A 25,117-nucleotide genomic window follows, 5' to 3' on the forward strand; every position below is an offset into this window, starting at 1 on the left:
CTAGCCCGTGAAATCTCCAGAAAGGCCCGCACCACATGCCGTCCGTCGACCAGACGTCCTGGGACGCCGCCGTACGCCACCTGTACAGGGACGCGGTCGCGTACATCGCCACGGGCCCGCGCCTCCACGAGGACTGGGTCCTCGACGTCCTCGCGCTGATGGCCCGGGCCGTACCGGACCCCCGCGGCTGGACCCGCGTCGACGTCCCGGAGAAGGACCCGGAACGCCTGGGAAACCCCACGTACCCCTTCGCCGTCCACCCCCCGGAGTACATCGCGCCACGCCTCAAGGAGATCGACCGGGACAGCGCCGAGAACCTGCTCCTCGCCCTCACCGAAACCGGCTGCACCCTGGCCAACCTCCGCTACTTCGACGAAACCCCCGAAGAACTAAGGGAGATGGCACGCACGGTCCTCGCACGCTACGGCGACGAGGCCACCCATCACACCAACGTCAGCAAGCAAGGCAGCGCACCCGGCACACTCGACTTCACCCTGGAGAGCCTGGGCTACAGCCCGCTCGGGGTCCTCATGGAGGACTGTGGCCTCGTCGTCGTCTCGGACACCGAGGTCGGCATGTTCTGGACCTTCGCCGACTGAAAGGCTTGCAGAAGGTTCGCTCCGGGCAATCGAGACCCGCATCAGGTACGACAGCAGCCGTAACCCGCCCTTCACGGTCATGACCTCGATGCCCTGCAAGTCCTAGCCCGTGAAATCTCCAGAAAGGCCCGCACCACATGCCGTCCGTCGACCAGACGTCCTGGGACGCCGCCGTACGCCACCTGTACAGGGACGCGTACGGGTACATCGCCACGGGCCCGCGCCTCCACGAGGACTGGGTCCTCGACGTCCTCGCGCTGATGGCCCGGGCCGTACCGGACCCCCGCGGCTGGACCCGCGTCGACGTCCCGGAGAAGGACCCGGAACGCCTGGGAAACCCCACGTACCCCTTCGCCGTCCACCCCCCGGAGTACATCGCGCCACGCCTCAAGGAGATCGACCGGGACAGCGCCGAGAACCTGCTCCTCGCCCTCACCGAGGAGGGCTGCACCCTGGCCAACCTCCGCTACTTCGACGAAACCCCCGAAGAACTAAGGGAGATGGCACGCACGGTCCTCGCACGCTACGGCGACGAGGCCACCCACCACACCAACGTCAACAAGCGGGGCAGCGCACCCGGCACACTCGACTTCACCCTGGAGAGCCTGGGCTACAACCCACTGAGCGTTTTCACCGAGGACTGCGGCCTCGTCATCGTCTCGGACACCGAGGTCGGCATGTTCTGGACCTTCGCCGACTACTGATCCCGTACCGGCGCAGTTCCTGACGGCCGCTTTGAGCGGATGCCCCCGTGCTGACCCGTTCCGCTTCCTATCCCGACCGGGAGACCGCCCACTGGGCCACCCAGCAGGTGGTGAACGCCAACGAGCAGGTCATCCACCGCTGGCTCGCCCAGAACACCCGGGCCCGCCTCACCATCGAGGCCGCCTGGCCCTCCCGCGAAGAGCCCGTGGGACGGGTCCAGCTAGAAGCCGAGCTGCTGGCCGGCCGCGGGCCCGTCGACGTCCGCGCGGCGCGCGTCGTGCTGCGCCGCGAGCCGACGAGCCCACACGGCTTCGTCGTCCACACCACCATCCCGTTCTACCTGTAGGGGCCGCACCCACATGCCCATGAAGCCCCTCGAACACGACCGCCGGTACGGCGAACTCGACCAGGTGATGCGCGCCTACCTGGGACAGCCCGCCGACGACACCCCGGAGCACCGCAGCCGCGCGTTGGAGGCGTACCTCCGCCACACCTGGCACACCCGCCCCCCGGCCATCGCCGAGGCAGAACGCCAGCTGCGCGAGTACAGCCGCAACCCTCCGGGCCGCCTCCGACAGGAACTGGGCGAGTTCTACGCGATCCCCGACACCGGGATGCCCCAGGCCGAGATCGGCGACTGGCTGACGATCCTGGCCGACCACCTGAAGAAGAGCATCGAGGAAGGCGACGTCCCCGAGCCCACGTCCCCACAGACCCACTGGGAATGGCACGCCCGCTTCCCCGAGACCGCGCAACTGCTCGGCGGCTGGTTCTCCCAGGACATCGTCGACGAGTTCCCCGACCACGAAACCGCCCTCGCCGACTACGCCACCACCACCCACCCCCAACTCGTCGCCCGCCTCGTCGGCGAACTCCACGAACTGCTCGCCCTCCCCCTGGACGAGGGCGACTACGCCCTGGCCGCCGCCGAACTCGGCATGGAAGTCGGCCCGCCCGAACCCTTCTCCCACGGCGCCTGGTTCCAGTCGCTGGCGACAACGCTGGCCTCCGACTGATCCGGCTCTCGTGATCGGCGGCCGGCTGTGGGAGCCCGTGCCACAACGTGCCAGTAGGGGCGGTGAACAGCGGTCACCAAAGGCTTCGCCGAGTGGACCCACACGCGGTCTCCATGGACGTCATCGCAGCTCAGACGGCATGCAGAAGCCCAAACGTCGGCAGCTTCCCAAGCCCATGGCGCGGGTTCGATTCCCGTCATCCGCTCTTCTGCGAAGCCCCAGGTCAGCGACCTGGGCCTTCTCCCTTGCCCAGACTCCTCCGGGCCGCTCGCGTGCCGTACGGCACCTGCCGCGACGTCGGGTCAAAACCGGACCGTCGACGTCGCCCCGCTCGGTTCCGTCGATTCACCACGGGGTCATGGTCATGCCCCGCTCGACCCACTCCGCGAAGAAGACGGGTCGACCGGCCCACCTCAGGGGGAGGATCCAGCCCCGGCACGTTCGCCAGGGCCGGGCAGCGGCCCCCTCCGTGCGGAACGGCCCCCGGCGCGAAAGCCGATCGACGGCCCCGAGCCGGTCGGGCCCGGTCGGCTGGAGCCGCTCTCCCCCGGCTTCCGCCCCTCACCAGGCCCCTCGGGAAGGTGATCCGGACCACTTCCTGTCACAGGGGGCGATGGTGCGGTGTCTCGTGGGCGAACGCATGGAGACGGAGGAGGAAGCCATGTCCGACAAGAACTGCACGAAGCACCGCGTCGTCGTCCTCGGCGCCGGTTACGCCGGGGCCTACGTCGCCGGGACCCTGGCGCGACGCCTGGCGCCGGTGGGTGTCCAGATCACCGTGGTCAACGCCGAGCCGGAGTTCGTCCAGCGGCTGCGGCTGCACCAGCTCGCGGCCGGCCAGCAGATCGAGGCCCCGCAGCTCGCCGACGTCTTCGCGGGAACCGGGATCCGGCTCCGCCTGGCGCGGGTGACCGCCGTCGATCCCGCACGCCGTGTCGCCTCCGTGGCCGGCACCGACGGCGGCGGTGAGGTCGGGTACGACACGCTCGTCTACGCGCTCGGCAGCCATGGCGCCGACCACGGTGTCCCCGGGGTCGCCGAGCACGCCTTCGACGTCGCCGGCCGGCCCTCCGCGCTGCGGCTGCGCGAGCGCCTGAACGCTCTGGACGCGCGCGGGCGGGGCGGAAACGTGCGGGTGGTCGGCGACGGGCTCACCGGGATCGAGACGGCCACCGAGATCGCCGAGTCCCGGCCCGGCCTGTCGGTGACCCTGATCGCCCGCGGCGCATTGGGCGCCCCGCTCTCCGACGGAGCCCGCGACCACCTGCGCCTGACCTGCGACCGGCTGGGCATCACCATCCTGGAGCACACCCGTGTCGAAGCCGTCGAAGCGACGCGGCTGCTCTGCGCGGACGGCACCGACCTGCCCTCCGACGCGACCGTGTGGACGGCCGGCTTCGCCGTCGCCCCGATCGCCGCCGCCGCCGGCCTCGACGTCACCGGCGACGGCCGGATCGTCGTCGACCGCACCATGCGCTCGGTCTCGCACCCGAACGTCTACGCCGTCGGCGACAGCGCCCACGTCATCGGCGACAACGGCCTTGTGCTGCCGATGTCCTGCGCTTCGGCCGGCTACACCGGCCGGCAGGCCACGAACGCGATCGTGGCCCGTCTGACCGGGCGCACGGTCAAGCAGACCGGGCTGGAGTACGTCGGGAACCACATCAGTCTCGGGCGGCACGACGGGATCTTGCAGATGGTCGACCACGAAGCGCGGGCGAAGCCGAAGTACCTGGGCGGTCGGAAAGCCGCACGGATCAAGGCCGGCATCCTCAGCATGTCGCTGTGGACCACCTCCCACCCCACCTTCGGCCTCCCCACCCGGAGGCGACGCCTGACCGACACGCCGGAACCGAACGGCGGGACGGCGACCCGCCCGGTCGGAAGCGGAGGGGCCGCCCGCGGCTGAACCACCCTGCCGCCCCTGCTGCCCCTGCCCCTCCTGTCGCCCCGCCGCCCCCGCCAGAAACGAGGCCCTGAGATGACCGAGGACACCACCGACCCGGCGACCGACGTGTTCATCACCCATCGCAACCTGCTGTTCACCGTCGCCTACGAGATGCTCGGCTCGGCAGCGGACGCCGAGGACGTGCTGCAGGAGACCTGGCTGCGCTGGGTCAGGGTCGACCTCGGACGGGTGAGCGACCAACGGGCCTATCTGGTGCGGATCACGACCCGGCAGGCGCTCAACCGGCTGCGCACCCTCAAGCGCCGCCGCGAGGCATACGTCGGCCCGTGGCTGCCCGAGCCGCTGGTCACCGCACCGGACGTGGCCGAGGACGTCGAGCTCGCCGAGAGCATGTCGATGGCGATGATGCTCGTCCTGGAGAGCCTCTCCCCCACCGAACGGGCGGTGTTCGTCCTGCGCGAGGTCTTCGAAGTCGGCTACGACGAGATCGCCGAGGCCGTCGACAAGACCCCCGACGCGGTCCGCCAGATCGCCCACCGCGCCCGCAAGCACGTCGGCGCCCGCCGCCCCCGCACCACGGCATCCCGCAGCCAGGCCCAGACCGCCCTGGAGTCGTTCCGGCACGCCGTCGAGACCGGCAACCCCCAGGCCCTCCTCGACGTCCTCGCCCCCGACGTCGTGCTGCTCAGCGACGGCGGCGGTCTCAAGAAGGCGGCCCTGCGCCCGATCGTGGGCGCCGAGAAGATCGTCCGCTTCTACCTGGGCGGCACCGCCAAGCTCCAGGCCACCGTCACCTGGGAACCCACCATCGTCAACGGCAGCCCCGCACTCGCCGCCTACGTGGACGGCACGCTCGACGGCGTCATGGCCCTACGAGTCGAGAACACCCGCATCGCCGGCCTCTACTTCGTCCGCAACCCCGAAAAGCTCACCCACCTCACCTCCGAAACCCCACTCACCCGCTAGGAACCCACACCCCCGCGCCGTCATCACCAGCGCAGGACCACGGCGCATGCTGCGCAGACGGCCGCTGACAGCAGCAGCGCCTCCGCCACCGCATCGGCGACCAGCCGGCGTCGTACCGGGCCGTTCGCCCCCGGCGCACGGCGTCGCCGCTTGTGGTGCTTCCTGAGCTCCACGGCCGCCTTGTCCGAACTCTTGAAGACCCTGTCGAGCAGCGAGCCGGCGAATCCGACGGCGAGGTATCCGTCGTCCTCGGCGTCCGCCACGGTCTCCTTGGGGAGCACGGTCAGACTCCCGGACGAATCGACCTCGACCTTCCGGATCGCCCCGTAGGGAACCTCGTAGCTGAACAGCGGATTGACCACGGTGAGGGAGTTCTCGCCGAGGTGCACCCGGGAGCGCACGACGCGGTAGCAGCACGAACCGGAGACGAGCATCAGCGCCGCAGCGATCCAACCGTCCGGGTCGTCCCGCAACAGCGCGTCGTGGAGGGCCAAGGCGGTCCCACCCCCCACCAGCGCGAGGAGGAGCAGCGCAAGCACCCGGAAGGACCGGCGGCGGAGTACCCGACCGCCCGTCACAGGGCCGTATTCCATGTGTCTCCCGTTCCCCCCGTACCGCTCGGGCACATCGGTGGCGCCCGAGCGACGACGGGGAGGGCCCTTGGCACGGCACGGCCACAGGACACCCCCCGGCGCCTGACCCCGGATGATGAGGAAACCAGTCCGCCCCACCGAAGTCCACAGCGGCCGTCAGGTCTGAGGGGGCGTCCCCCGCCCGTGAGCGGTTCGACGCCGCCGGTCCGTCTGGGCGCAGCTTCGCCGGCCGCCGCTCAACCGGCATCGGTGCGCGGCTGCGCTGCGACCGCGGTCGCAGACCGTCGTTCACCGTCATGATGTCGATGGCCCCCATGTTCCGGGGCCCCGTCGAGGAAGGACAGAGCGACATGACCGTCGACCGGGCGTCCTGGGAAACCGCGGTACGCCACCTGTACGAAGACGCGTCCTCCTACGACGCCACCGGCGCGCGTCGACACGAGGACTGGGTCCTCGACGTCCTCGCGCTGATGGCCAGGGTCCCGGACCCCCGGGGCTGGGCCGGTCTCGACGACGCGGCACAGGACCCGGAGCGCGCGGCGTCCCCCACGCACCCCTTCATCGCCCACCCCCCGGACCACATCAGAACGCGCTTGCGCGAGATCGACCGGGACAGCGCCGAGAACCTGCTCCTGGCCCTCACCGACGACCGCTGCACCCTGTCCAACCTGAAGCGCTTCGAGGAGACCGAGGAGGAACTGCGGGTCATGGCGCGCACGGTCCTCGCGCGATACGGGGACGCTGCCGCCCACTACACCAACGTCGACCGGCCCGGCGCCGTACCCGGCACACTCGACTTCACGACCCCGGGCTGGGGCTACAGCCCACTGAGCGTCTTCACCGAGGACTGCGGCCTCGTCGTCGTCTCGGACACCGAGGTCGGCATGTTCTGGAACTTCTCCGACTGCTGATCCCGTACCGGCGCAGCTGCTGACAAGCGCTTCGAGGGGATGCCCCGCGATGACCCGTTCCGCCGGAACAGGCGATGTCGAAGCAGACGATGCCGGAGCGGTGCCAGGGCCGATGGTACGGCCGGCGACGAAGGGTGCCTGCGACGGGCCATGGCGGTCCCGCTGGTGCTCCTCCACGCGATCGCCGCATGGTGGGTGTACCTGGCCCTCACCCTCCGGCCCGCGGGCGGCTGGGACGACGGGGCGCGGGCCGGGATCGAGCTGTCCTGTGCCCTCGCCCTCGCCCTCGCCGCGAGCGGACTCGCCCTGCTGATCGCTTCGCTTCCGTCGGCCCGTCGCGCCCTGGGCTCGTGGTGGCGTGCCGCGCCGCTCCTCCTGGGTGTGGTCGCGGCCGCCCGGTGGGCAGTCGCGGGGTGAGGACGGCCGCCCGTCGTCCTGCTGCGCGGGCTCGGCCGGTCGCGGTGCGCCGCTCGCTCAGGCCGCTCCTCCGGTGGCCACGGGCCGGCCGGAGGGCAGGCCCCACTCGCTCCACGAGCCGTCGTACACGGCGAGGTCGCGGTAGCCGGCGAGGGTGGCCCCGAGCGCGAGGACGCAGGCGGTGACCCCGGAGCCGCAACTGAAGTACAGCTGCTCGCGCTTGCCCGCCGCGGCCTCGAACGCGGTGCGCAGCTCGTCCGCCGGCCGCATCAGCCCACCGTCCCGCTGGAGCTCCCCGAAGGGCAGGCTGGCGGAACCCGGCATGTGGCCGCCGCGCAGGCCCGGGCGCGGCTCGGGCGCGGTGCCGGCGTACCGCTCGCGGGTGCGGGCGTCGAGGACGGCGGCGGCCGGGTCGGCGAGGGCGGCGGAGACGGCGGCGGCGTCCACGACCAGACCGGGTCGTGGCCGGGCGGTGAAGCTGCCGCGCGGGCCGTCGTACGCGGCGGGCACGGGCTCGACCGGATGGTCGGCCGCGGTCCAGGCGGGCAGGCCGCCGTCGAGGACGGCGACCCGGTCGAAGCCCATGGTGCGCAGCATCCACCAGGCGCGGGCGCTGGAGTAGATGCCCTGCGCGTCGTAGACGACGACCGTGTCGGTGTCGTGCACGCCGAGCGCGCGCATGGCCTCGGTGAACGGCTGGGCGCCGGGCAGGGTGTGCGGCACGGCGGAGGTGTGATCGGACAGTTCACCGTCGAGGTCGAAGGGCCGGGCCCCGGGGATGCGCCGGGCCGCGCCCCGGTGGGCGCCGACGGAGGCGTCGAAGAGCACCGTGCCCGTCCCCTGCCGTGCGGCCAGCCAATCGGTGCTGACGAGTGGGCCGGGCAGTCCGGCGGCAGCAGTGGTGGGGAGTGCCGTCGCACCCATGGGGTACCTCCGGAAGAATCGGCGGGCCGCCGCCGGGTGGTGCCGGAGGAGCAGCCCGCCGTGCGTTCGAGATCGACTGCCCCATCCTCCCCGGTGTTCCCGCCGGCCGCACGGCCGGCCGGCCGGGCGCGGCCCGGACCCGGCCCGGACCCGGACCCGGTCCTTAGGCGCGGGGGGCGGTGAGCAGATAGGTGAGGTGGGTGACCCGGGGAGAGGCGACCACCCGTGCGGGTTCGAGGCCGAGGGCCGGCGAGACGCCGTCGAAGAGGCGGACGCCCGCACCGAGGACGAGGGGCGCCAGGTGGATCTGGAGTTCGTCCAGGAGTCCGGCCTCGATGAACTGTCGTACGGTCTCGGCTCCGCCGGAGATCTGGACGTCCTTGCCCGCGGCGGCCTTCCGGGCCTGGTCGAGGGCGCTGTGGATGCCGTCGGTGACGAAGGCGAAGGTGGTGCCGCCCTGTCGGACCCACGGTTCGCGGGGCGTGTGGGTGAGGACGAAGACGGGGGCGCGGAAGGGCGGTGGGTCGGGCCAGCCGACCTCCCCCTCGGCGAACATGCGGCGCCCCATGACGTAGGCGCCGGAGCGGTCGAAGTTCTCCCGGACGACGTCGTCGTCCTGCTCGGCCCGCCCGCCCTCGACGTTCTGCCGGGCCCGCCAGGTCTCGACGTCGTAGACCCATTCGTGGATGCGGGTTCCGCCGTCGCCGAGCGGGTTTCCGGGTCGGGCGCCGGGGCCGGCGATGAAGCCGTCGAGGGACATGCCCAGACTGGCGAAGACCTTGCTCATGCCTGCTCCTCGGCGGTGAGGAAGGCCGCCAGGGCGGGGGCGAGGACCTTCGGGGCGATGGTGTGCTCCTGACCGGGGAAGACCTGGAGGGTGAAGTTCCCTCCGAGCGCGGCGAGTTCCCGTGCTCCGGTGAGCATGTGCGGGGCGCCCGCGTCACCGCTGCCGACGAGGACGGGGACCGTCACCGTCCGCCAGCGGTCGCCGGGAAGGGGACGGCCGGACATGGTCTCGCCCATGATCCGTCCATCGTGGGGCAGCGTGGCGGCGGTGGCCTCCAGGTCGGCCCAGAAGGGGGCCTGCCGCATGCCGGCGACCGCCTCGGCCGGCAGGCCCACGGCCGCGGTCATGAAGTAGGCCACCGCATCGCCGTGCGCGCCCCGCTCCACGAGCCCTTCCAGGTGGGCGACGTAGTCGGCGGGCAGCGGCGGGCGGCTGTCGTCGGTGACGAAGGGCGGCTCGTACAGGGCGAGCCGGGTCACGGCGCTGCCCCGGGCCGCGGCCTCCAGAGCCAGCACGGCGCCGGAGGACATGCCGAAGAGCATGGCCTCGCCGCCCGCGCGCTCGATCAGCGCGTCCAGGTCCTCGACCTCGTGCCGCACGTCGTAGGACGGCCCGTCGCCGCTGTCGCCACGGCCACGGCGGTCGTAGGTGAACACCGTGAAGCGATCGGACAGCAGGTCGGCGAGTTCCGCGGAGGCGTGCCGCGTCATGAAGGCGCCGCCGACGAGCACCAGCGCGGGGCCGGAGCCCCGTTGCTCGAAGGCGATGGCGGTGCCGTCGGCCGAGAAGACCCTGTCCATGTGAGACCCCCTGGGTATGCGGTGCGGTCGGAAGAACCGCCACTCCGGAACTAGACGGTACAGTACCCATACGAGTACTGGTCAGTCCAGTACTCTTCGGGGGCGGGGGACACCGGGCACGAGGAGACGCAGATGGACAGCCGTTCGGCACGCAAGCACCAGGCGATCCTGGACGCCGCGACCGCCGTGTTCCTGGACAAGGGGTACGCGGGAACGAGCATGGACGACATCGCGAAACTGGCCGCGGTCTCCAAGCAGACCGTCTACAAGCACTTCGCGGACAAGGAGAAGCTCTTCTCCGAGATCGTCCTGGCGACCACCGACCGCATCGACGGCATGATCCACCTGGTGGCCGACGTCCCCGCCACGACCGACGACCTGGACGAGAACCTGACCCGGCTCGCCCGCCAATTCCTGACGACGCTCACCCAGCCCGAGGTCATCCGGCTGCGTCGACTGATCATTGCCAACGCCGACGCCTTCCCCGCACTCGGCGCCGCCTGGTACGAGCGGGGCTTCGAGCGGGTCCTGCTCACCCTGGCCGCCACCTTCCGGCAGCTCGCCGACCGGGGCGCACTGCGCACCGACGATCCCGTGCTGGCCGCACACCACTTCGCGGGGCTCCTCCTGTGGATCCCCGTGAACCAGGCGATGTTCCACGGCAGCGCCCAGCACACCGAAGCCGATCTCGACCTCTACGCAACGGCCGGCGTCCGCGCCTTCCTCGCCGCGTACCGCGCGCCGGTCACCCCGTGAAAGGTGCCGGCCCGGCCCGTCCCGCTGCCCCTCCCCGTCGGCACGGCACAGGGATCGCCCCCCGTTCCCCGTCGACACGGCACGGGTCCGACTCCCCCCATCCGTTCCACGCCGGGCCCCGGGTCGCCGACTCGGGGCCCGTTCGTTGACAGACGGGCCTCACCGTCCGTGCGCCCTTCAGCCCCGGCTCCGACCGACGAGGCCCGCTGAACCGCGCGCCTCCACCCGGCGTTCGGGACCCGCCGGCGGAGACCCCTGCGGCCGCTTCGTCGGGGCCCGGCAGCACACCGGGGCGCGCCCCGCGCAAGAGAACAGGGGGTTTCCCCGCTTACAGCAGGCGGAGGGGTTCCTAGAGTGAGCTGCCAGCCGGGGTGGGCAGGACATCGGGCCGATCCCGGCCGATGACACCCGGTTCCCCTCCCCGAGGGCGGGGCACACGTCCGCACTCACAGAACAAGGGCTCCCTCCATGCCGCATAATGTCATGTCACCTTCAAATCCTGTGCGGGCTCCGCGCCCCCGCAGACGCATCCGCCGAGCCGCCCTGGGGACGCTCCTGGTCTCCGCCCTGGCCGCGGGGTCGTTGTCCCTGGCGTCAGTCGCCCCCGCGTCCGCGCGGCCCTCCCAGGGCGCAGGATCCGGGAAGATCGTCGGCGCGAACGACACCGGCCGCGTCAAGGACAGCTACATCGTCACCCTCAAGAACGGGGTCGCCCCGACCAGCGGCGCGGAGAGACTGGCGAAGAAGCACGGCGGCAAGGTCAAGCGCGTCTTCCGCAGTGCCCTCAACGGCTTCTCGGTGACCATGAGCGAGAAGAACGCCCTCGCGCTGGCCGCGGAGGCGGACGTCCTGCGGGTCGAGGCCAACCACACCGTCAGGGTCTCCGACGTGCAGCCGAACCCGCCGTCGTGGGGCCTGGACCGCATCGACCAGGCGAACCTTCCGCTGGACAAGTCGTTCACGTACTACGGCACGGCCTCCAACGTGCATGCGTACATCATCGACACCGGCATCCGCACCACCCACTACGACTTCGGCGGCCGAGCCACCTGGGGCATCAACACCAGTGGTGACTCCATCAACGCCGACTGCCACGGCCACGGGACCCACGTCGCCGGCACCACCGGCGGTGCGACCCACGGCGTGGCGAAGGACGTGTCGCTCGTCGCCGTCAAGGTCCTCAACTGCGAGGGCAGCGGAACGGACGAGACCGTCATCGCCGGCGTGGACTGGGTCACCAGCCATGCCGTCAAGCCCGCGGTGGCCAACATGAGCCTCGGCGGCGGCGCCTCCCAGAGCCTCGACGACGCCGTGGCCGCGTCCTCCGCCGCGGGCATCACCTATGCCGTGGCCGGCGGCAACGACAACGCCGACGCCTGCAACTTCTCCCCGGCACGGACCCCCGCCGCCCTCACCGTCGGCGCCACGGCCTTCGACGACACCCGTGCGTCGTACTCCAACTGGGGCACCTGCCTGGACCTCTTCGCCCCCGGTTCCTTCATCACCTCGGCCTGGAACGACGGAGACAGCGCCACCAACACGATCAGCGGCACCTCCATGGCCACGCCGCACGTCGCGGGCAACGCCGCCCTGATCGCCTCGGTGCACCCCACCTGGACGCCCGAGCAGATCCGCGACGAGATGCTGGCCGACTCCACCGCCGGCGTGGTCACCGGTCCCGGCGCCGGCTCCCCGAACCAGCTGCTGCGGGCCAGCACGGCAGCCCTGCCGAACGACTTCAAGATGAGCCTGTCGTCGTCCAGCGGCACGGCCAAGGGCACGGACTCGCTCACCACGACCGTGGACACCACCCTGGTCAAGGGCGACCCGCAGACCCTGTCGTTCACCGTCGAGGGCCTCCCGGCAGGTGCACAGGCCACCTTCGCCCCGACCACCGTGAGCACCGGTGACAGCACGACCCTGACCATCACCACCTCCGCCTCGACCCCCGGCGGGCTCCACCCGCTCACGGTCACCGCCTCGGGTCCGGGCATCTCCCACACGGCCCCCTACGACCTGTACGTCTCCACCGCACAGTGCCAGGCCGGCCAGCTACTGGCCGACCCCGGCTTCGAAGGCGCCGCACCGGCCCAGTTCGGGACCAGTGCCAAGAAGAAGCCCGGTGACGGCGGGGGCAACGGCAGCGTCACCTCTGCCTGGACGGCCTCGGCCGGCGTCATCGGCACCCACCCCGACTGGCCCGCCCGCACCGGCAGCGGCAATGCGGTGATGGGCGGCAAGGGAGAGACCGCCACGGACGCGATCAGCCAGAAGGTGTCGCTGCCCACCGGCTGCGCCCTGTACAACCTGGACCTCTGGCTGCAGGTCAAGACCGCCGAGTCGTCCAACGGCCCCTGGGACACCCTGAAGGTGCAGGTGCTCAACGCGGACGGCACCAGTGTCCTGAAGACCGTGAAGACCTTCGACAACAGGGACGGGTACGGCGCGAACGGATACTTCAGGCACACGGTGGACCTCTCCGCATTCGCCGGGCAGGACGTCACGCTGCGCTTCACGTACGCCGAGGACTGGATCTGGGCGACCACGTTCGTCCTGGACGACGTCACGCTGACCACCGTGTGACACCGCTGACGCCGTCCGTGCCACAGCGGACACGACGTCCGTGAGCCGGCCCGTCCGGTGGTGGGGAGCGCCGGGGCTCCCCACCACCGGACGGGCCTCCCCCCGCTCGGCAGGACCATGGACACGCTGTCGGGCCACGGTTAGGGTGCGGGCCCCGTCACCGCGTCAGCACTGGAGGGGACATCAGCAGGCAGCCCGCCCCCCACCCGATCCCGGCCGCGAACCCCGCCCGCGCCCCGATCGGAAGGGACGCCCTCCTCGACACCGTCCGGTCCCACCTGCGGGCCGACCGACCGGTGCTCCTCACCGGCCCCAGGGGCATCGGCAAGAGCACCGTGCTCCGTGCCCTCGGTGAAACCGGAGGGCCCGACGACCGCGTCTTGTGGGTCGCGGGAACGGAGGGCGAGCGGTGGATCCCCTGGACCGCTGCCGCCGACCTACTGCGACAGCTCTACCCGTCGGGTGCCGATGACCTCCCGGACGGCCAGCGCGCAGCCGTCGAAGCGATCCTCGCGCGCACGTGTTCCCGAACCGGCCGGGGACCCGACCCGCACGGCGCACGACTGGCGGTCCACACCCTGTTGAGCAGGTGCCTCCAGGAGCGACCGGTCCTGCTGCTGGTGGACGACCTCCCTTTCCTCGACACCGAATCCGCCGACGTCATCGCCTACGCCGTGCGCCGACTCGGTGCCGCCGGGCTCGCCTGCGCGTGCACCGCCCTGCCCGGCGCCCGGCCGCTGCCCGGGGCCGTGGAAGTCCCGGTTCCCGTGCTCACCTCGGAGCACCTCGGCGACCTGCTCGCTCCCTTCGCCCTCCCCGACCGCGTCGCGAACACCGTGCACGCCGATGCCGGCGGCAACCCGTACCTGGCGCTCTCCCTGGCTGCCGCGGTCGCCGAACGGCCGGTCGGCGACCTGCGCCCGGTGCCGCTGCCGCCGGCGCTGCGGGCGCTGATCGCAGAGCGTCTGGAGGAACTGCCCGCACGGGCCGGCGACACCCTGCTCACCGCGGCCCTCGCCACCGCTCCCACCGTCGACCTGCTGGAACGGGCGGGCCACGACACGGCCGAGCGCGACATCGCCCTGGCCGCCGCCGCCGGACTGCTCGTGCACCAGGACGCCACCATCCGCTTCACCCCGCCCGCCGTCGCAGCCGCACTCGTGCACGCGGCCACCGCAGGGCAGCGTGCCGCGAGCCATCGGGCCCTCGCCACCGCGGTGCCACAGACCGCCGGACGCATTCGGCACCGCGCGCTGGCCTCGCAGGACCGAACCCAGGGACGCTCGTTGGCCGTCGCCGCACAGGCCGCGTTGAGCAACGGTGCCCGGACGCTGGCGGCCGAGCTGTTCCTACTCGCCGCCGACCGGACACCGGCCGAAGACAGCGACGAACGCCTCGAACGGTGCGTCTTGGCAGCCGAGTTGGGCGCCGCCGAGTCCCTACCGGAAATCGTGCACCGAGCTGCCGACACGGTGCTGTCCGCGGACGCGCTCCCCTGCCACCGGGTCCGCGTACGACTCGCCCTCGCCGACCTGTCCAGCCAGGCCCTGAGCAGCATGGACGAAGTGCTGGCCGGAGCGCTGGAGGACGCGGAGGGCGACCCCGCGCTGACGGCCCGGGTGCGGATCCGGCTGGCATGGTCCCTGCTCGTCGCAGGGGACCTGCCCGGTTCCCGCAGCGAGGCCGTGCTCGCCGCCGTGCTCGCCCGCTCCGTGGCCGACCGCAGCACCGAGGCACTGGCGCTCACCGTGCAGGCCGTCGTCCTGCGGGTGACCGCCCGCCCTGCCGAAGCCGGCCGCACCCTCGCCAGGGCCCTCGCCCCGGCCGCGCCGGTACCCGACGGACTGCTTCCGCTGTCGCCCCGCTTCTACACCGCCCGCTTCGCGTTCTTCGACGACCGGCTGGCCGAGTCCCGCGCCCAACTGCTGCGGATGCTCGGTCAGGTGGAGCGGGGCAAGGGCGACGAACTCGTGCTGGTCCTGCGCAGCCTGGCCGAGGTCTGTGCCCGCATGGGCCGCTGCCGGGACGCCCTGCACTACGCGCACCGCGCGGGGCGCATCGCCAGCGAGTGCGGCACCAGCCCCGGACCGACCTGGTACACCCGGGCCGTGGCCGAACTGGCCGGCGGCAGCCTGGGCCGCGCCGTCGTCTTCGCCGAGCGGGGCGCGCGGGCCTCCGAGCAGGAACACGACAGCATCCATCTCGGCCGTTGCCTGCACGTCCTGGGCAAGGCCCTGCTCTGGCAGGGCGAACCCGCCGAAGCGGTGAGGGTCTTGGAAAGGGTGCGCGAGGGCGAGCGCCGATGCGGGCCGGCGTCACCGCTGGTACTGCGCTGGCACGGCGATCTCGCGATGGGGCTGGCCCGGCTGCACCGCACCGTCGAGGCCGCCGAGTTGATCGCCGAGACCCGGGGGGCGCTCTCGGTCGAGGACCGCTCGGGCGGAGCCGTGGCGGGACAGCTGCTGCGCGCCGAAGCCCTGACGGCGTGGGCCGAGCGCGCCCCCGACCGGGCAACCGCACTGTTGCATTCGGCCCGCGACCACTTCGCCGAGCTGGGGCAGCCGCTGGAGGAAGGGCAGTGTCTGCTGCTGGCCGGCGGCCTGGAGCACCGACGGCGGCGCCGCACCGCTGCCCTGCGGGCCGTCGAGGAGGCCCGCGCGCTCTTCGCGGCCTGTGATGCCCGGCCTTGGGTGGAGCAGGCGGAGCACGCCCTGCTCCGTTGTGAGAACGGAGGTGGCCGTAGAGCCCCCGGGGACACGGCCGCTGACGGGTCGACCGTCGGACTCGCTGCGCTGACCGATGCCGAGGCACGGGTCGCGGTGCTGGTCGGCGCCGGTGCGAGCAACCGTGAGGCCGCATCCCGGTTGTTCCTCAGCGCAAAGACGGTGGAGGGCACCCTCACACGCGTCTACCGGAAGCTCGGCGTACGTTCACGCAGCCAGCTCTGCTCCCTCTTCGCCCGGCTCCCCGCCCCTCCGGGAAGCCTCGTCGACGCCCGCGGCCCGGTGGGGGGCCGGACCACCCCGAGGGGTACCTGAGGCACCGTTCCCCCTTGGCAAGGTGAGCGGTCGGACGGTTCGCGACGGCGGGGGTCCGCACCGGACGAAGCGCGGACGGAGGCCCGGGTCGGCACGCCGGGGCTTCGTGCCCGTCCGGCCCCCTCAGCCGAGGGGCCTCGCATTCGACCGCCGCACCGGTGCACCTGCACGTCCCGGCCCGAGTAGGGAGCCCGGCAGGGATGAGTAGGCGTGCTCAGGCGACGGAACCCCCGCCCCCTCGAAACTGATCGCACAACGAGCAGAACGGGAAGGGGAACGCGATGGAACGGCGCTGGTCGAAGGCCGAGATGTGGGTGCCCGGTGGCTACCTGGTCCTCGTGCTGGCGCTGGAGTTCTGGACGTACGCGCTCGGGCGCACCGGCGACGCCGGCTTCGCCGGGATCTGGCCGCTGCTGGCCACCGCACCCGTGAGCCTGCTGCTCCTGGGCCTCTTCGGCCCCGCGATGCAGGCCGCGGCAGGCCCGGCGCCCGAGGTGGTGCCCCACTACGGCGATCAGCCGCCCACCCCGCTGTCCGCGGAGCTCTCCCCCGAGAACACTCCGCTCCCGGCCGACTGGACCCCCGACACCACCACGGCCCTCGGGCCGGAGCCGTGGTCGGTTCTCGGCTTCCACGCCGCCGTCCTGATCGGCGCCCTGGTCAACGCCGCCGCGATCTGGGCCTTCGTGCGCTTCCTCGTGCGGCGGCGCCCGGCCTCCGCCGGACGCGCCGGAGCCTAGGCAGCTCCCGGGCGGGCCCCCGACCTGCCCGGGCACGGCCTCGTGCCACACGCTTCGGCTCCGCCTGCCGTGGGGGCTCATGGTCGGGGACGGCGCCGCCCCGTGCGGACCTCGCATGATGGGCGACATGAACACGGAAACATGCGAGCCCACCGAACTGGCTGCCCTCCGCGAGGTCTTCGCCTCCTGCCCCGGGGCGGCGCCGCCGGCCGGCTGGGAGGCGGTGCGGTCCTTCGAGGCGGAGCACCGCATCGTGCTCCCGGAGCCGTACCGCACCTTCGTGGCGGAGATCTGCGACGGGCTGCGCGCCGGGCCGCCCCACTACGGTCTGCTGCCCCTCTCGCAGACGCCCCCGGACTGGGGCGCGCAACGTCCCGAGCGCCTGCTCGCCGAGCCCTTCCCGCTGACGGCGGCATGGCTGTGGGAAGAGGAAGAGGACGACGACGAAACGGCCCTGTCGACCGAGGAGTTCGAGGCCCGGACGGCCCCCGTGTTCGATCACGGATCGCTGCTGCTGGGCACCGACGGTTGCGGCATGTACTGGCACTTGATCGTCACCGGTCCGCAGCGCGGTCACGTCTGGCAGATCGCCGGTGAGGGCGCGGTGCCCTTCGGCTCCCCGTCGCCCGACGCCCTGATGCCGGGCACCCCCGGTTTCACGGGCTGGGTGACCCACTGGGCTGAGGGCCGCGACTGGTTCCCGGAGGGGTAGGGGGCGCCCCGTGGGGGTCGACCCGCCGTGCGGCCCCCGCGGGTCCGGTGGTCACCGGTCCTCCCCTCCGGCGTCCAGGGTGGCCAGGAAGTGCTGCTGGTCGGCCAGGAAGCCCTCGGCGAAGAGGGCCCGCGGCGCGCACAGCGCGGTCAGGGTCAGGCGCAGGGGCGAGGCCTCCACCTCGTGCTTGACCAGGCCGTGGGTGGCACCGGGGTACCGGGCGATGCGCAGTGACGGTCCGGGGAGCAGACGGCGGTAGGCGGCCTCGGTGTCGGCGGTGTCCACGTTCACGTCGTGCCCGGCGAGCACCAGCAGGACGGGGACGCCGCGCAGGGCCGGCAGGTCGGCGCCGGCGTCGGCGGTGTGGTTCTCGGAGACGAACCGCCAGCGGGCGGCCGTCATGCCCTGCGGGTCCCCGACCGCCCGTACGTACTCCTCGTAGGGGGCGCCCCGCCCGAGCAGTTCCAGTACGGTCTCGCGGCGGCTCAGGGCGGCGGCGACCTCGGACGGGGAGGCGCCGTCGCGGCGCAGTTCGGCGAGGAGGTTGTAGCGGCCCTGCCGGTGCCAGTTGACGGCGGGGGAGACGGCGACGGCGAAACGGATCCGGCCGTCCTCGGCGGCGATCTTGGGCAACACCCAGCCGGCCTGGCTGGCGCCCCACAGGCCGATCCGGTCGCCGTCGACCTCCGGTCGCCGTCGCGCCCAGGCGATCGCGTCGACGGCCTCCCGGGCCCGGTCGTCCATGGTCTGGTCGAGCCAGTCGCCCGGCGCCCCGGCCACGCCCGGCTTGTTCCAGGACAGCGAGGCGTATCCGGCCCGGGCGAAGGCCTCCCAGATCGGCCGGTAGAAGGTGTCGTGGGTGGCGTCGACCGGGCCGTCCCCGTGGACGAAGACCACGAGGGGGAAGGGCCCCTCCCCCCGTTCGGGCAGGGCCAGCACGCCGTGCAGGGTCCGGCCGCCGTGCCGCACGGTGACCGCTTCTTCCCGCAGCTCGTAGGTGTGCTGCCAGACCACGAGGCCCATCAGACCGGTCGCCGTGACCGCCAGTGCGGCCAGGGTCGCGAGCACGGCCCGCAGCGCCCGGCGGCGGCGCGTCGGGGCGGCGCCCCGTGTTCCCTTCACCATCCGTCCCCCCAATAACTATCAATCAACAAACGATCGTTTCCATTACGACCGTACTATGTTCACTCATGAAGGGCGAGACAACAGGAAGAAGGAGCGGAGGAGCCATGGACACCGCACCCGTCATCGGACACGGCGTGCCCCGGGGCGCCGAGGCACAGGTCGCCGAGCTGTACTGGGAGGCCTTCGGGCGCAAACTCGGGGCCGCCCTCGGCCCGGCCGAACGGGGCCGGGCCTTCATCGCCCGCCACCTCCACCACGACCGCGCCGTCGTCGCGCTCGACCCCGACGACGGCCGCGTCACGGGCGTGGCCGGCTACCAGCTCGGCGGTCGCGGCCTCACCGGCGGCGGGGTGCGCGACGTGCTCTCCGCCTACGGGCCGCTCCGCGGCCTGCCACGACTCGCCGTGCTGGCACTGCTCGAACGCACTCCCGGGCCGGGGGAACTCGTCATGGACGGCATCGCCGTCCACCCCGCCCACCGGGGTGCGGGCATCGGCGGCCTGCTGCTCGCCGAGATCGGCGAGATCGCCGCGGCACACGGGTGCTCGCGGGTCCGCCTGGACGTCATCGACGTCAACCCGCGGGCCAGGGCCCTGTACGAGCGCCACGGCTACACCGCCGTGCACACCGAGCAGACCCCGTTCCTCCGGAGCCTGATGGGCTTCGGCGCCGTGACTACGATGCATCGCGCGGTCCCTGCGGGTCCGGACGGCACGAAGGAGCAGCCACGATGACCGACGAGACCCCGGCGGCGACCGGCCCGGAACCCACCGCGCCCGGAATCGGCACCCGGACCCTGGTGTTCGCCCTCGTCCGCGAGGACGGCGCCGTCGACGCGGGCGAGCTGTACGCCGTCGCCGAGGCCCTCGGCATGACCGACCAGCAGGTCCGGCTCTGCATCAAGCGGCTGGTCGCGGAAGGGCGGTTCACCCACGAGGGGCGGGGCCGCAAGGCACGTCTGCACGCCACCGCCGACGCCACCGGGGCCATCGCTCCGGACGTGGAGTACGTGCGCCACGCCTACCGGCAGGACCGGGGGCTCGCCCCCTGGGACGGCACCTGGCACCTCTTCGCCTTCGCCATCCCCGAAACCGCCAGGCAGGCCCGCGACGCCCTGCGCGACACCCTGGTCCACCTCGGCGCCGCGCCCCTCCAGGGCGGGCTCTACGTCAGCGCCAACGCCATCGGAGACGTCGTCGACGCACACGCCCGCCACCTGGACGTCCGGTCCTCCCTCACCCGCCTCACCAGCCGCGACCTCCGGGTCGGGGACGAGGACGCCCCGGACCGGCTGGCCGCCCTGCTCTGGCCGCTCCGGCAGATCGCGAACCGCCACGAGGCCCTCGCCGCCCTGGCCACGGACCGCCTGGCCCGGCTGTCCGGCCCGGAACGCCCCACGGACACCGAGCTCCTGACGTACGCGATCGAACTGGCGACGGCCTTCACCACCGCCATGGCGCCCGACCCCCTGCTGCCCCCCGAACTGCTCCCCCGGCCCTGGCCCGGCAGCCGCGCCCGGGCCCTGGCGGCAGCCTGCTGGGAGGCCCTCGCCGAGCGGGACGACCGGGCACCCGGCCGCCCCCGGCTGTTCCGCCTCTACGACGACGCCCTCGCTCCGAGCTCCCCCGCCGCGCCGCCCTCCTGATGCTCCTCGACGAGGGACCGACCGGGCAGAACCAACGGACCGTCAGGCTCGTTCTCCAGGTGCACGTCCCGACCGACCGAACGGAAACCGTCCGCCGGCAACGAGGGCGGGGGCGTTCTGCTGGTCGACGGCATGGTGTCCCTCCCGCGGCCCGGGGACCATGGGGAACGTCACCCGTGCCCGGGCGTGCACCGGCAGCTGCCACGTCCGCCCGGGGAGACGGCCACGGCACACGACGAGACCACGGGAGGGACCGTGTGGCACCTCGGGAAACGGCGGACGGGGCAGGATCCGGTCCTCATGGTCGAGGTGATGGCCTTCGGCGAACTGCTGGCCGCCCACCCCTTCCCACCGGGAAGCCCCGGAACGCCGCCGGACGCGGTGACGGACTGGACGCACGCGCTCGACGCGTACGAGGCGGCCTGCCGGGCCCTGCGCCGGAACGACCGCGAAGGCGTCCTCCGGCACCTGGACGACGGTCGGCACGCCATGGCCTGTCTGGAGTCCCGCCTGGTGGGCGAACCGCCGCCCGCACGACTCCCGCCCTGCTTCTTCGACCCCCGACACGGACCGTCGACCGCCGAAGTCCCCTGGATGCCTCCCGCCGGGACCCGGCGCAACGTCCCGGTGTGCGCGGCGGACGCGGTGCGCCTGCGCGAGGGTTCCCTCCCGATCGCCAGCGGCCACCCCGCTCGGCTCCCGGCGGCTCCGGCGCCGCCGCTGCGCGGCCGGATCGCCCCGGACAAGCTGGCGCTCTCGGGACTGGCCGCCGCCTTCATCGGGTACGCGGCCGTGCTGTTCGCCGTGGGCGACCGAACGGGAGCGGTCCTCTACCTCGCCGCCGGCTACGCGCCGCCGGCCATCGCCGTGGTGTCGGGCTTCCACCTCGCCTCGTGGGGGCCCCGCCTGTGGCGCCTGATCCGCCGGGGCCGTCTGACCCGCGCGGACTTCGACCGCTCGGAAGCGACCTCCTCGGGCCGCCGGGACGTGTACGCCGTCGCCGACGTCTCCGGGCGGCGGTACGAGCGGGTCCGGAAGACGAGCGACCCCTCCGCGAAGCCCTTGCCGCAGCAGCGCGTCTGGTACCTGCCGAGCCGCGGGGGCGGGGCCGAGCTCCTCGGGTTCTGGTCCGTCCTGTGGCTGCCGCTCGGCGTGGCGGTCGCGCTGCCGCTCTTCGCCGCGAGCCTGGCCGCCACCTTCTACCTCTTTCCGGGACGACTGGTGCTCGCCCTCCTCTCGTGACGGCGGCGACCGACGGGCAGCCGCCACGGGTTCCGCGTCCCTCCCGTCCCCGTCGCCACCGGCTGCCGGACCGCCCGTCCCGAGACCGGGTGCACCCGCGGACACCCCGATCGCGCTCGGGACGGCGGAACCCCCGATGAGTTCCGGGCACCGCCGGAGTCTGCACTCCCGGTGACAAGAAGACGATCACGACGAAGGGGAGAACAGTGAGCTACGCAGAGGTCAACGGCCTGTCCCTGTACGTCGAGGAGCACGGTTCCGGTGAACCGCTGGTCCTCCTGCACGGCGGCCTGGGCTCCGCAGAGACGTTCGCCCCGCTGGTGCCGCGGCTCGCGGAGGCCCACCGGGTGATCCTGGTGGACCTGCAGGGGCACGGACGCACGGCGGACATCGACCGGCCACTGCGCCCGGAACTGATGGCGGACGACATCGCCGCCCTGCTCAAGCACCTCGGCGTCGAACGGGCCGATCTGCTGGGCTACTCCACGGGCGCGGACGTGGCGCTCCAGGTCGCCGTCCGGCACCCGCGGGCGGTGCGGCGGCTCGTGGTCGTCTCCACCCCCTGCAAGCGGGACGGCTGGCACTCCGAGGTCATCGCCGCGATGGACGGGATGAGCGCCGAGACCGCCGAGGTGTTGCGGGACTCGCCGGTCCACCGGCTCTACGACCGGCTCGCGCCCCGCCCCGAGGACTGGACCGTACTGGTCGGCAAGACGGCCGAGTTGAAGCACCAGGACTACGACTGGACCACCGAGGTCTCCACCATCACCGCGCCCGCCCTGCTCGTCTTCGGCGATGCCGATGCCGTCCGCCCCGCACACATGGTGGAGTTCTACGCCCTGCTCGGCGGCGGCCTGAAGGACGCCGGCTTCCACGGGGCGGACCCTTCGGGCGCCCGACTGGCCGTCCTTCCCGGCGCCAGCCACTACGACGTCCTGGCCCACCCCGCGCTGACCGGTGTCGTCACGGCCTTCCTGTCCCCGTGACCCGGGCCGGAGCGGACGTGCTGACGTGGTGACGTGGGGCCCGGTCCGCCTGCCCGGGCCCCCACGGGTGCCCCGCGCCCGCCGCACGCATCAGCGGACGACGTCGAAGACGTTCTTCTGCAGGCCGTTGGGGTAGGCCTCGTGCTCGACCAGCTTCAGCTTCTGCACGTCCTTGTCCGTCGTGCTGAACAGGCGCTTGCCGGCGCCGAGCAGCAGCGGGAAGACCAGGAGGTGGTAGCGGTCGATCAGCCCGGCGTCGGAAAGGGCCTGGTTGAGGGAGGCACTGCCGTGGACGATGATCGGGCCGCCCTCGGTCTCCTTCAGGGCGGCGACCTCGTCGAGCGAGCGCAGGATCGTGGTCTCGCCCCAGTTGTCGACCAGGTCGTCCTCGGTGAGCGTGGTGGAGACGACGTACTTCGGCATCGTCTTGTAGTCGGCGAAGTCCGCCATGTCCGGCCACACGGGGCTGAAGGCCTCGTAGCTGGTGCGGCCCATCAGGATGGCGGTGGACTCCTTCTGCTCCCGCTCCTTGATCTCGAACGCCTCGGGCAGGAACTCGGTGTGCTTGAAGGTCCACCCCGAGTTCCGGTAGCCGGGCTCGCCACCGGGGGCCTCGACGACGCCGTCGAGCGAGATGAACGCGGTGCTGATGAGAGTGCGCATGCCAGATCCTCAGTGTCTCGTGTCCGGTGTGGAGCGGTCCGCACGCCGCGCCCCCGTCCGGGGCCGTTGCGCACCAACCATGTATGACGACTGCCGATCATGAAGGAACTCATCGGTCGCCGCGGACTTTTCTCGAAATGCCTGCCCGAACGGCGTCGGGGACCCGCTCCGGTTGCCGCCCCGCTCAGCCCGCGGCCCGGGCGAGGAGGGCGGCGATGCGCTTCTCGGTGGCGGGGTCCAGGGCCGTGAGGGCGTACGCGGTGGGCCACATGACGTCCTCGTCGAGACCGGCCTGGTCGCTGAAACCGAGCGTCGCGTAGCGGGACTTGAACTTCTGGGCGCTCTGGAAGAAGCAGACGACCTTGCCGTCCCTGGCGTAGGCCGGCATGCCGTACCAGAGCTTCGCGGTGAGGTGCGGTGCGTGCTCCTTGACGAGGGCGTGCACCCGCTCGGCGAGGACCCGGTCCTCGTCCGGCATCTCGGCCATCTTCGCGAGGACCTCCGGTTCGGTGTCCGCCTTCGCTTTGCGCGCCCCGCGGCGGGTGGTCGCCTTCAGCTCCTTGGCGCGCTCCTTCATCGCGTCCCGCTCCTCCGCCGTGAAGCCGTCGTAGGACGCGCCGGAAGCCTGCTCGTCGGTCATGGTGGGATCCTCTCTCCGTGGGGTGGTCAGGCCAGCCATGCGCCGTTGCGCATCAGGGTGCGGCCCTGCAGTTCGTTCGCCTCGCGCCAGGCCTGCACGCGGTGCGGTCTGATCAGGAAGTACTGATAGGAGTCTTTGAGTTCGCGCGGGTCGAAGCCCGTCTTGTCCTTGAACGCCTCGCCCGTTCCGGGAGGCAGGTCGGCCAGGTCCACCGGTTCTGCGGTGCCGTCGACGAGGACGACGTCGCGGGTCGGGCCGAGGGCCGCGCGCACCCGACCGTCCGCGAGCAGGTTGCGGCCGGTGATCGAGGCGCGCGGCGTCGAGATCAGGAGCGCGGTCCCGTCCCACAGGAAGGAGAGCGGGACGAGGTGGGCTCCGGAGGTCTCCGAGGGGCCCGCCGAGGCGATCCAGAGGTCGACGTCCTCCTCCAGCCGGGCCCGGGTGTCCTCCAGTCGCTGCGCGAGTCCGCGCGGCGGCGCCTCCGTCATGTCGCCGACCTCTCCGTGTCGAGTCGTTCCCGCGGGGCGGGCGGGGGTGTCGTGGTGGGGTGCTGCAGCCTCGCCGCACGCTCCGCCCGGCGCCGGAGGAGGTAGCCGTACGGGGTGTCCCCGTACGCGGTCCGGAACTGGCGGCTCAGCAGGCCGGCCGTCGTGCCCGCGTCGCGGGCCAGCGCCAGGACGTCCAGGGGGCGGTCGTGCTCACGGTCGATCCGGTCGCGCACGCGGCGCAGTCGTGCGAGGTCGTCCAGGCGTTGCGCGGTCGTGCGGGCACGTGCCCATCCCGGGTGGCACACGGGAACTCCTCTCGGTGGGAGGTGGGGGAGCCGCGGGCCGACGAGGGGTCGCGGCACCCGCGGGAACCGTCCGGTGCGACGGGGTCAGCGCAGTTCCTGGATGCGGATCAGATTGCCCGCGGGGTCGCGGAACGCACAGTCGCGGACCCCGTACGGCTGCTCCGTCGGCTCCTGCACGACCTCCGCGTCGGCGGCCCGCACCTTCTCGAAGACGGCGTCGAGGTCCGGGGTGGCGAGGAGGATCCAGCCGTAGGTGCCCTTGGCCATCATCTCGGCGATGGTGCGCCGCTCGGCCTCGGTGACGCCGGGGTCGGCGGCCGGCGGGGCCAGCAGGAGGGACGTGTCCGGCCGGCCGACGGGGCCGACCGTGATCCAGCGCATGGCGCCCTGCCCGACGTCGCTCCGCACCTCGAAGCCGAGGGCGTCCCGGTAGAACGCCACGGAGGCGTCCGGGTCCTCGTGCGGCAGGACGCTGGTGTGAATGGTGATGTCCATGGCCCTCACGCTAGTGGCGGCCCCGGGCACGGCGCTTCTCGAATTCTGACCGGTGCCGGACGGACGTTCCGG

27 protein-coding genes are annotated in these 25,117 nt (G+C 72.5%); 17 read left to right on the top strand and 10 right to left on the bottom strand.

From position 1 onward, the window contains the following. Positions 1-35 precede the first annotated feature (35 nt). From ACFW22_RS04170 to ACFW22_RS04195, 6 genes are all read left to right on the top strand, one after another. Positions 36-599: a hypothetical protein gene (locus tag ACFW22_RS04170; RefSeq protein ID WP_386398623.1), complete on the top strand. Its 564-nt coding sequence runs from the start codon at positions 36-38 to the stop codon at positions 597-599. 137 nt (positions 600-736) lie between these two features. Next, on the top strand, positions 737-1,303 hold the full coding sequence (locus tag ACFW22_RS04175) for a hypothetical protein (protein WP_386398626.1): 567 nt from the start codon (positions 737-739) through the stop codon (positions 1,301-1,303). A 47-nt stretch (positions 1,304-1,350) separates the two neighbouring features. After that, positions 1,351-1,650 carry an RNase A-like domain-containing protein gene (locus ACFW22_RS04180; RefSeq protein ID WP_386398629.1) on the top strand — a complete coding sequence of 100 codons (300 nt, stop codon included), beginning with the start codon at positions 1,351-1,353 and terminating at the stop codon, positions 1,648-1,650. Positions 1,651-1,663: 13 nt separating this feature from the next. Then, the gene (locus tag ACFW22_RS04185) at positions 1,664-2,320 is read left to right on the top strand and encodes a contact-dependent growth inhibition system immunity protein (protein ID WP_386398632.1); all 657 of its coding nucleotides are present in this window, start codon (positions 1,664-1,666) and stop codon (positions 2,318-2,320) included. Positions 2,321-2,981: 661 nt separating this feature from the next. Beyond that, positions 2,982-4,229 (top strand): NAD(P)/FAD-dependent oxidoreductase, encoded by a 1,248-nt coding sequence (locus ACFW22_RS04190; protein ID WP_386398635.1) that lies wholly within the window; start codon positions 2,982-2,984, stop codon positions 4,227-4,229. Between the two features lie 72 nt (positions 4,230-4,301). After that, on the top strand, positions 4,302-5,195 hold the full coding sequence (locus tag ACFW22_RS04195) for an RNA polymerase sigma-70 factor (protein WP_386398637.1): 894 nt from the start codon (positions 4,302-4,304) through the stop codon (positions 5,193-5,195). Between the two features lie 23 nt (positions 5,196-5,218). Here ACFW22_RS04195 and ACFW22_RS04200 read toward each other — a convergent pair whose 3' ends face one another. Continuing rightward, positions 5,219-5,788, bottom strand: a complete 570-nt coding sequence (locus ACFW22_RS04200) for a PH domain-containing protein (protein ID WP_386398640.1) — start codon at positions 5,786-5,788, stop codon at positions 5,219-5,221. A 305-nt stretch (positions 5,789-6,093) separates the two neighbouring features. Between ACFW22_RS04200 and ACFW22_RS04205 the strand changes: the two genes are divergently transcribed. Further along, complete coding sequence (locus ACFW22_RS04205; RefSeq protein WP_386398643.1) at positions 6,094-6,699, top strand: hypothetical protein; 606 nt, start codon at positions 6,094-6,096, stop codon at positions 6,697-6,699. 150 nt (positions 6,700-6,849) lie between these two features. Then, on the top strand, positions 6,850-7,116 hold the full coding sequence (locus tag ACFW22_RS04210; RefSeq protein WP_386398646.1) for a hypothetical protein: 267 nt from the start codon (positions 6,850-6,852) through the stop codon (positions 7,114-7,116). 57 nt (positions 7,117-7,173) lie between these two features. On the opposite strand, the gene ACFW22_RS04215 is transcribed toward ACFW22_RS04210, so the two are convergent. From ACFW22_RS04215 to ACFW22_RS04225, 3 genes are all read right to left on the bottom strand, one after another. Then, positions 7,174-8,040 carry a sulfurtransferase gene (locus ACFW22_RS04215; RefSeq protein ID WP_386398649.1) on the bottom strand — a complete coding sequence of 289 codons (867 nt, stop codon included), beginning with the start codon at positions 8,038-8,040 and terminating at the stop codon, positions 7,174-7,176. A gap of 163 nt (positions 8,041-8,203) precedes the next feature. Continuing rightward, positions 8,204-8,827, bottom strand: a complete 624-nt coding sequence (locus ACFW22_RS04220; protein WP_386398651.1) for a dihydrofolate reductase family protein — start codon at positions 8,825-8,827, stop codon at positions 8,204-8,206. Continuing rightward, positions 8,824-9,627, bottom strand: a complete 804-nt coding sequence (locus ACFW22_RS04225) for an alpha/beta fold hydrolase (RefSeq protein WP_386398653.1) — start codon at positions 9,625-9,627, stop codon at positions 8,824-8,826. The genes ACFW22_RS04220 and ACFW22_RS04225 overlap by 4 nt, the downstream gene beginning before the upstream one ends. 132 nt (positions 9,628-9,759) lie before the next feature. On the opposite strand from ACFW22_RS04225, the gene ACFW22_RS04230 reads away from it, so the two are divergent. The 5 genes from ACFW22_RS04230 (at position 9,760) to ACFW22_RS04250 (ending at position 17,456) form a co-directional block, all read left to right on the top strand. Then, positions 9,760-10,383 (top strand): TetR/AcrR family transcriptional regulator, encoded by a 624-nt coding sequence (locus ACFW22_RS04230; protein WP_386398656.1) that lies wholly within the window; start codon positions 9,760-9,762, stop codon positions 10,381-10,383. Between the two features lie 501 nt (positions 10,384-10,884). Continuing rightward, a complete protein-coding gene (locus ACFW22_RS04235) occupies positions 10,885-12,966 on the top strand; it encodes a S8 family serine peptidase (RefSeq protein WP_386398659.1) in 2,082 nt (693 codons plus the stop codon). A gap of 239 nt (positions 12,967-13,205) precedes the next feature. Beyond that, entirely contained in the window at positions 13,206-16,004 is a 2,799-nt protein-coding gene (locus ACFW22_RS04240) for an AAA family ATPase (RefSeq protein WP_386399040.1), read from the top strand. A 281-nt stretch (positions 16,005-16,285) separates the two neighbouring features. Beyond that, positions 16,286-16,744 carry an SCO4225 family membrane protein gene (locus ACFW22_RS04245; RefSeq protein ID WP_386398661.1) on the top strand — a complete coding sequence of 153 codons (459 nt, stop codon included), beginning with the start codon at positions 16,286-16,288 and terminating at the stop codon, positions 16,742-16,744. 115 nt (positions 16,745-16,859) lie between these two features. Continuing rightward, positions 16,860-17,456: an SMI1/KNR4 family protein gene (locus tag ACFW22_RS04250; protein ID WP_386398665.1), complete on the top strand. Its 597-nt coding sequence runs from the start codon at positions 16,860-16,862 to the stop codon at positions 17,454-17,456. Positions 17,457-17,507: 51 nt separating this feature from the next. On the opposite strand, the gene ACFW22_RS04255 is transcribed toward ACFW22_RS04250, so the two are convergent. Beyond that, a complete protein-coding gene (locus tag ACFW22_RS04255) occupies positions 17,508-18,581 on the bottom strand; it encodes an alpha/beta hydrolase family protein (protein ID WP_386398668.1) in 1,074 nt (357 codons plus the stop codon). A gap of 104 nt (positions 18,582-18,685) precedes the next feature. Between ACFW22_RS04255 and ACFW22_RS04260 the strand changes: the two genes are divergently transcribed. From ACFW22_RS04260 to ACFW22_RS04275, 4 genes are all read left to right on the top strand, one after another. Further along, a complete protein-coding gene (locus ACFW22_RS04260) occupies positions 18,686-19,315 on the top strand; it encodes a GNAT family N-acetyltransferase (RefSeq protein WP_386398670.1) in 630 nt (209 codons plus the stop codon). Continuing rightward, positions 19,312-20,226: a PaaX family transcriptional regulator C-terminal domain-containing protein gene (locus tag ACFW22_RS04265; protein ID WP_386398672.1), complete on the top strand. Its 915-nt coding sequence runs from the start codon at positions 19,312-19,314 to the stop codon at positions 20,224-20,226. The genes ACFW22_RS04260 and ACFW22_RS04265 overlap by 4 nt, the downstream gene beginning before the upstream one ends. 300 nt (positions 20,227-20,526) lie before the next feature. Next, positions 20,527-21,468: a hypothetical protein gene (locus tag ACFW22_RS04270; RefSeq protein ID WP_386398674.1), complete on the top strand. Its 942-nt coding sequence runs from the start codon at positions 20,527-20,529 to the stop codon at positions 21,466-21,468. Between the two features lie 206 nt (positions 21,469-21,674). Continuing rightward, positions 21,675-22,454, top strand: coding sequence for an alpha/beta fold hydrolase (locus tag ACFW22_RS04275; RefSeq protein WP_386398676.1), 780 nt, complete (start codon positions 21,675-21,677; stop codon positions 22,452-22,454). Positions 22,455-22,544: 90 nt separating this feature from the next. On the opposite strand, the gene ACFW22_RS04280 is transcribed toward ACFW22_RS04275, so the two are convergent. The 5 genes from ACFW22_RS04280 to ACFW22_RS04300 form a co-directional block, all read right to left on the bottom strand. Next, complete coding sequence (locus tag ACFW22_RS04280) at positions 22,545-23,117, bottom strand: dihydrofolate reductase family protein (protein WP_386398678.1); 573 nt, start codon at positions 23,115-23,117, stop codon at positions 22,545-22,547. 184 nt (positions 23,118-23,301) lie between these two features. After that, a complete protein-coding gene (locus tag ACFW22_RS04285; protein WP_386398680.1) occupies positions 23,302-23,757 on the bottom strand; it encodes an iron chaperone in 456 nt (151 codons plus the stop codon). 26 nt (positions 23,758-23,783) lie between these two features. Continuing rightward, the gene (locus ACFW22_RS04290; RefSeq protein WP_386398682.1) at positions 23,784-24,245 is read right to left on the bottom strand and encodes a pyridoxamine 5'-phosphate oxidase family protein; all 462 of its coding nucleotides are present in this window, start codon (positions 24,243-24,245) and stop codon (positions 23,784-23,786) included. Continuing rightward, a complete protein-coding gene (locus ACFW22_RS04295; protein ID WP_386398685.1) occupies positions 24,242-24,550 on the bottom strand; it encodes a hypothetical protein in 309 nt (102 codons plus the stop codon). Before ACFW22_RS04295 ends, ACFW22_RS04290 begins: the two co-directional genes overlap by 4 nt. An 84-nt stretch (positions 24,551-24,634) precedes the next feature. Beyond that, positions 24,635-25,045 carry a VOC family protein gene (locus ACFW22_RS04300; protein ID WP_386398686.1) on the bottom strand — a complete coding sequence of 137 codons (411 nt, stop codon included), beginning with the start codon at positions 25,043-25,045 and terminating at the stop codon, positions 24,635-24,637. Between the last annotated feature and the right edge of the window lie 72 nt (positions 25,046-25,117).

This window comes from Streptomyces sp. NPDC058872 (assembly GCF_042743065.1).
Lineage (GTDB): Bacteria > Actinomycetota > Actinomycetes > Streptomycetales > Streptomycetaceae > Streptomyces.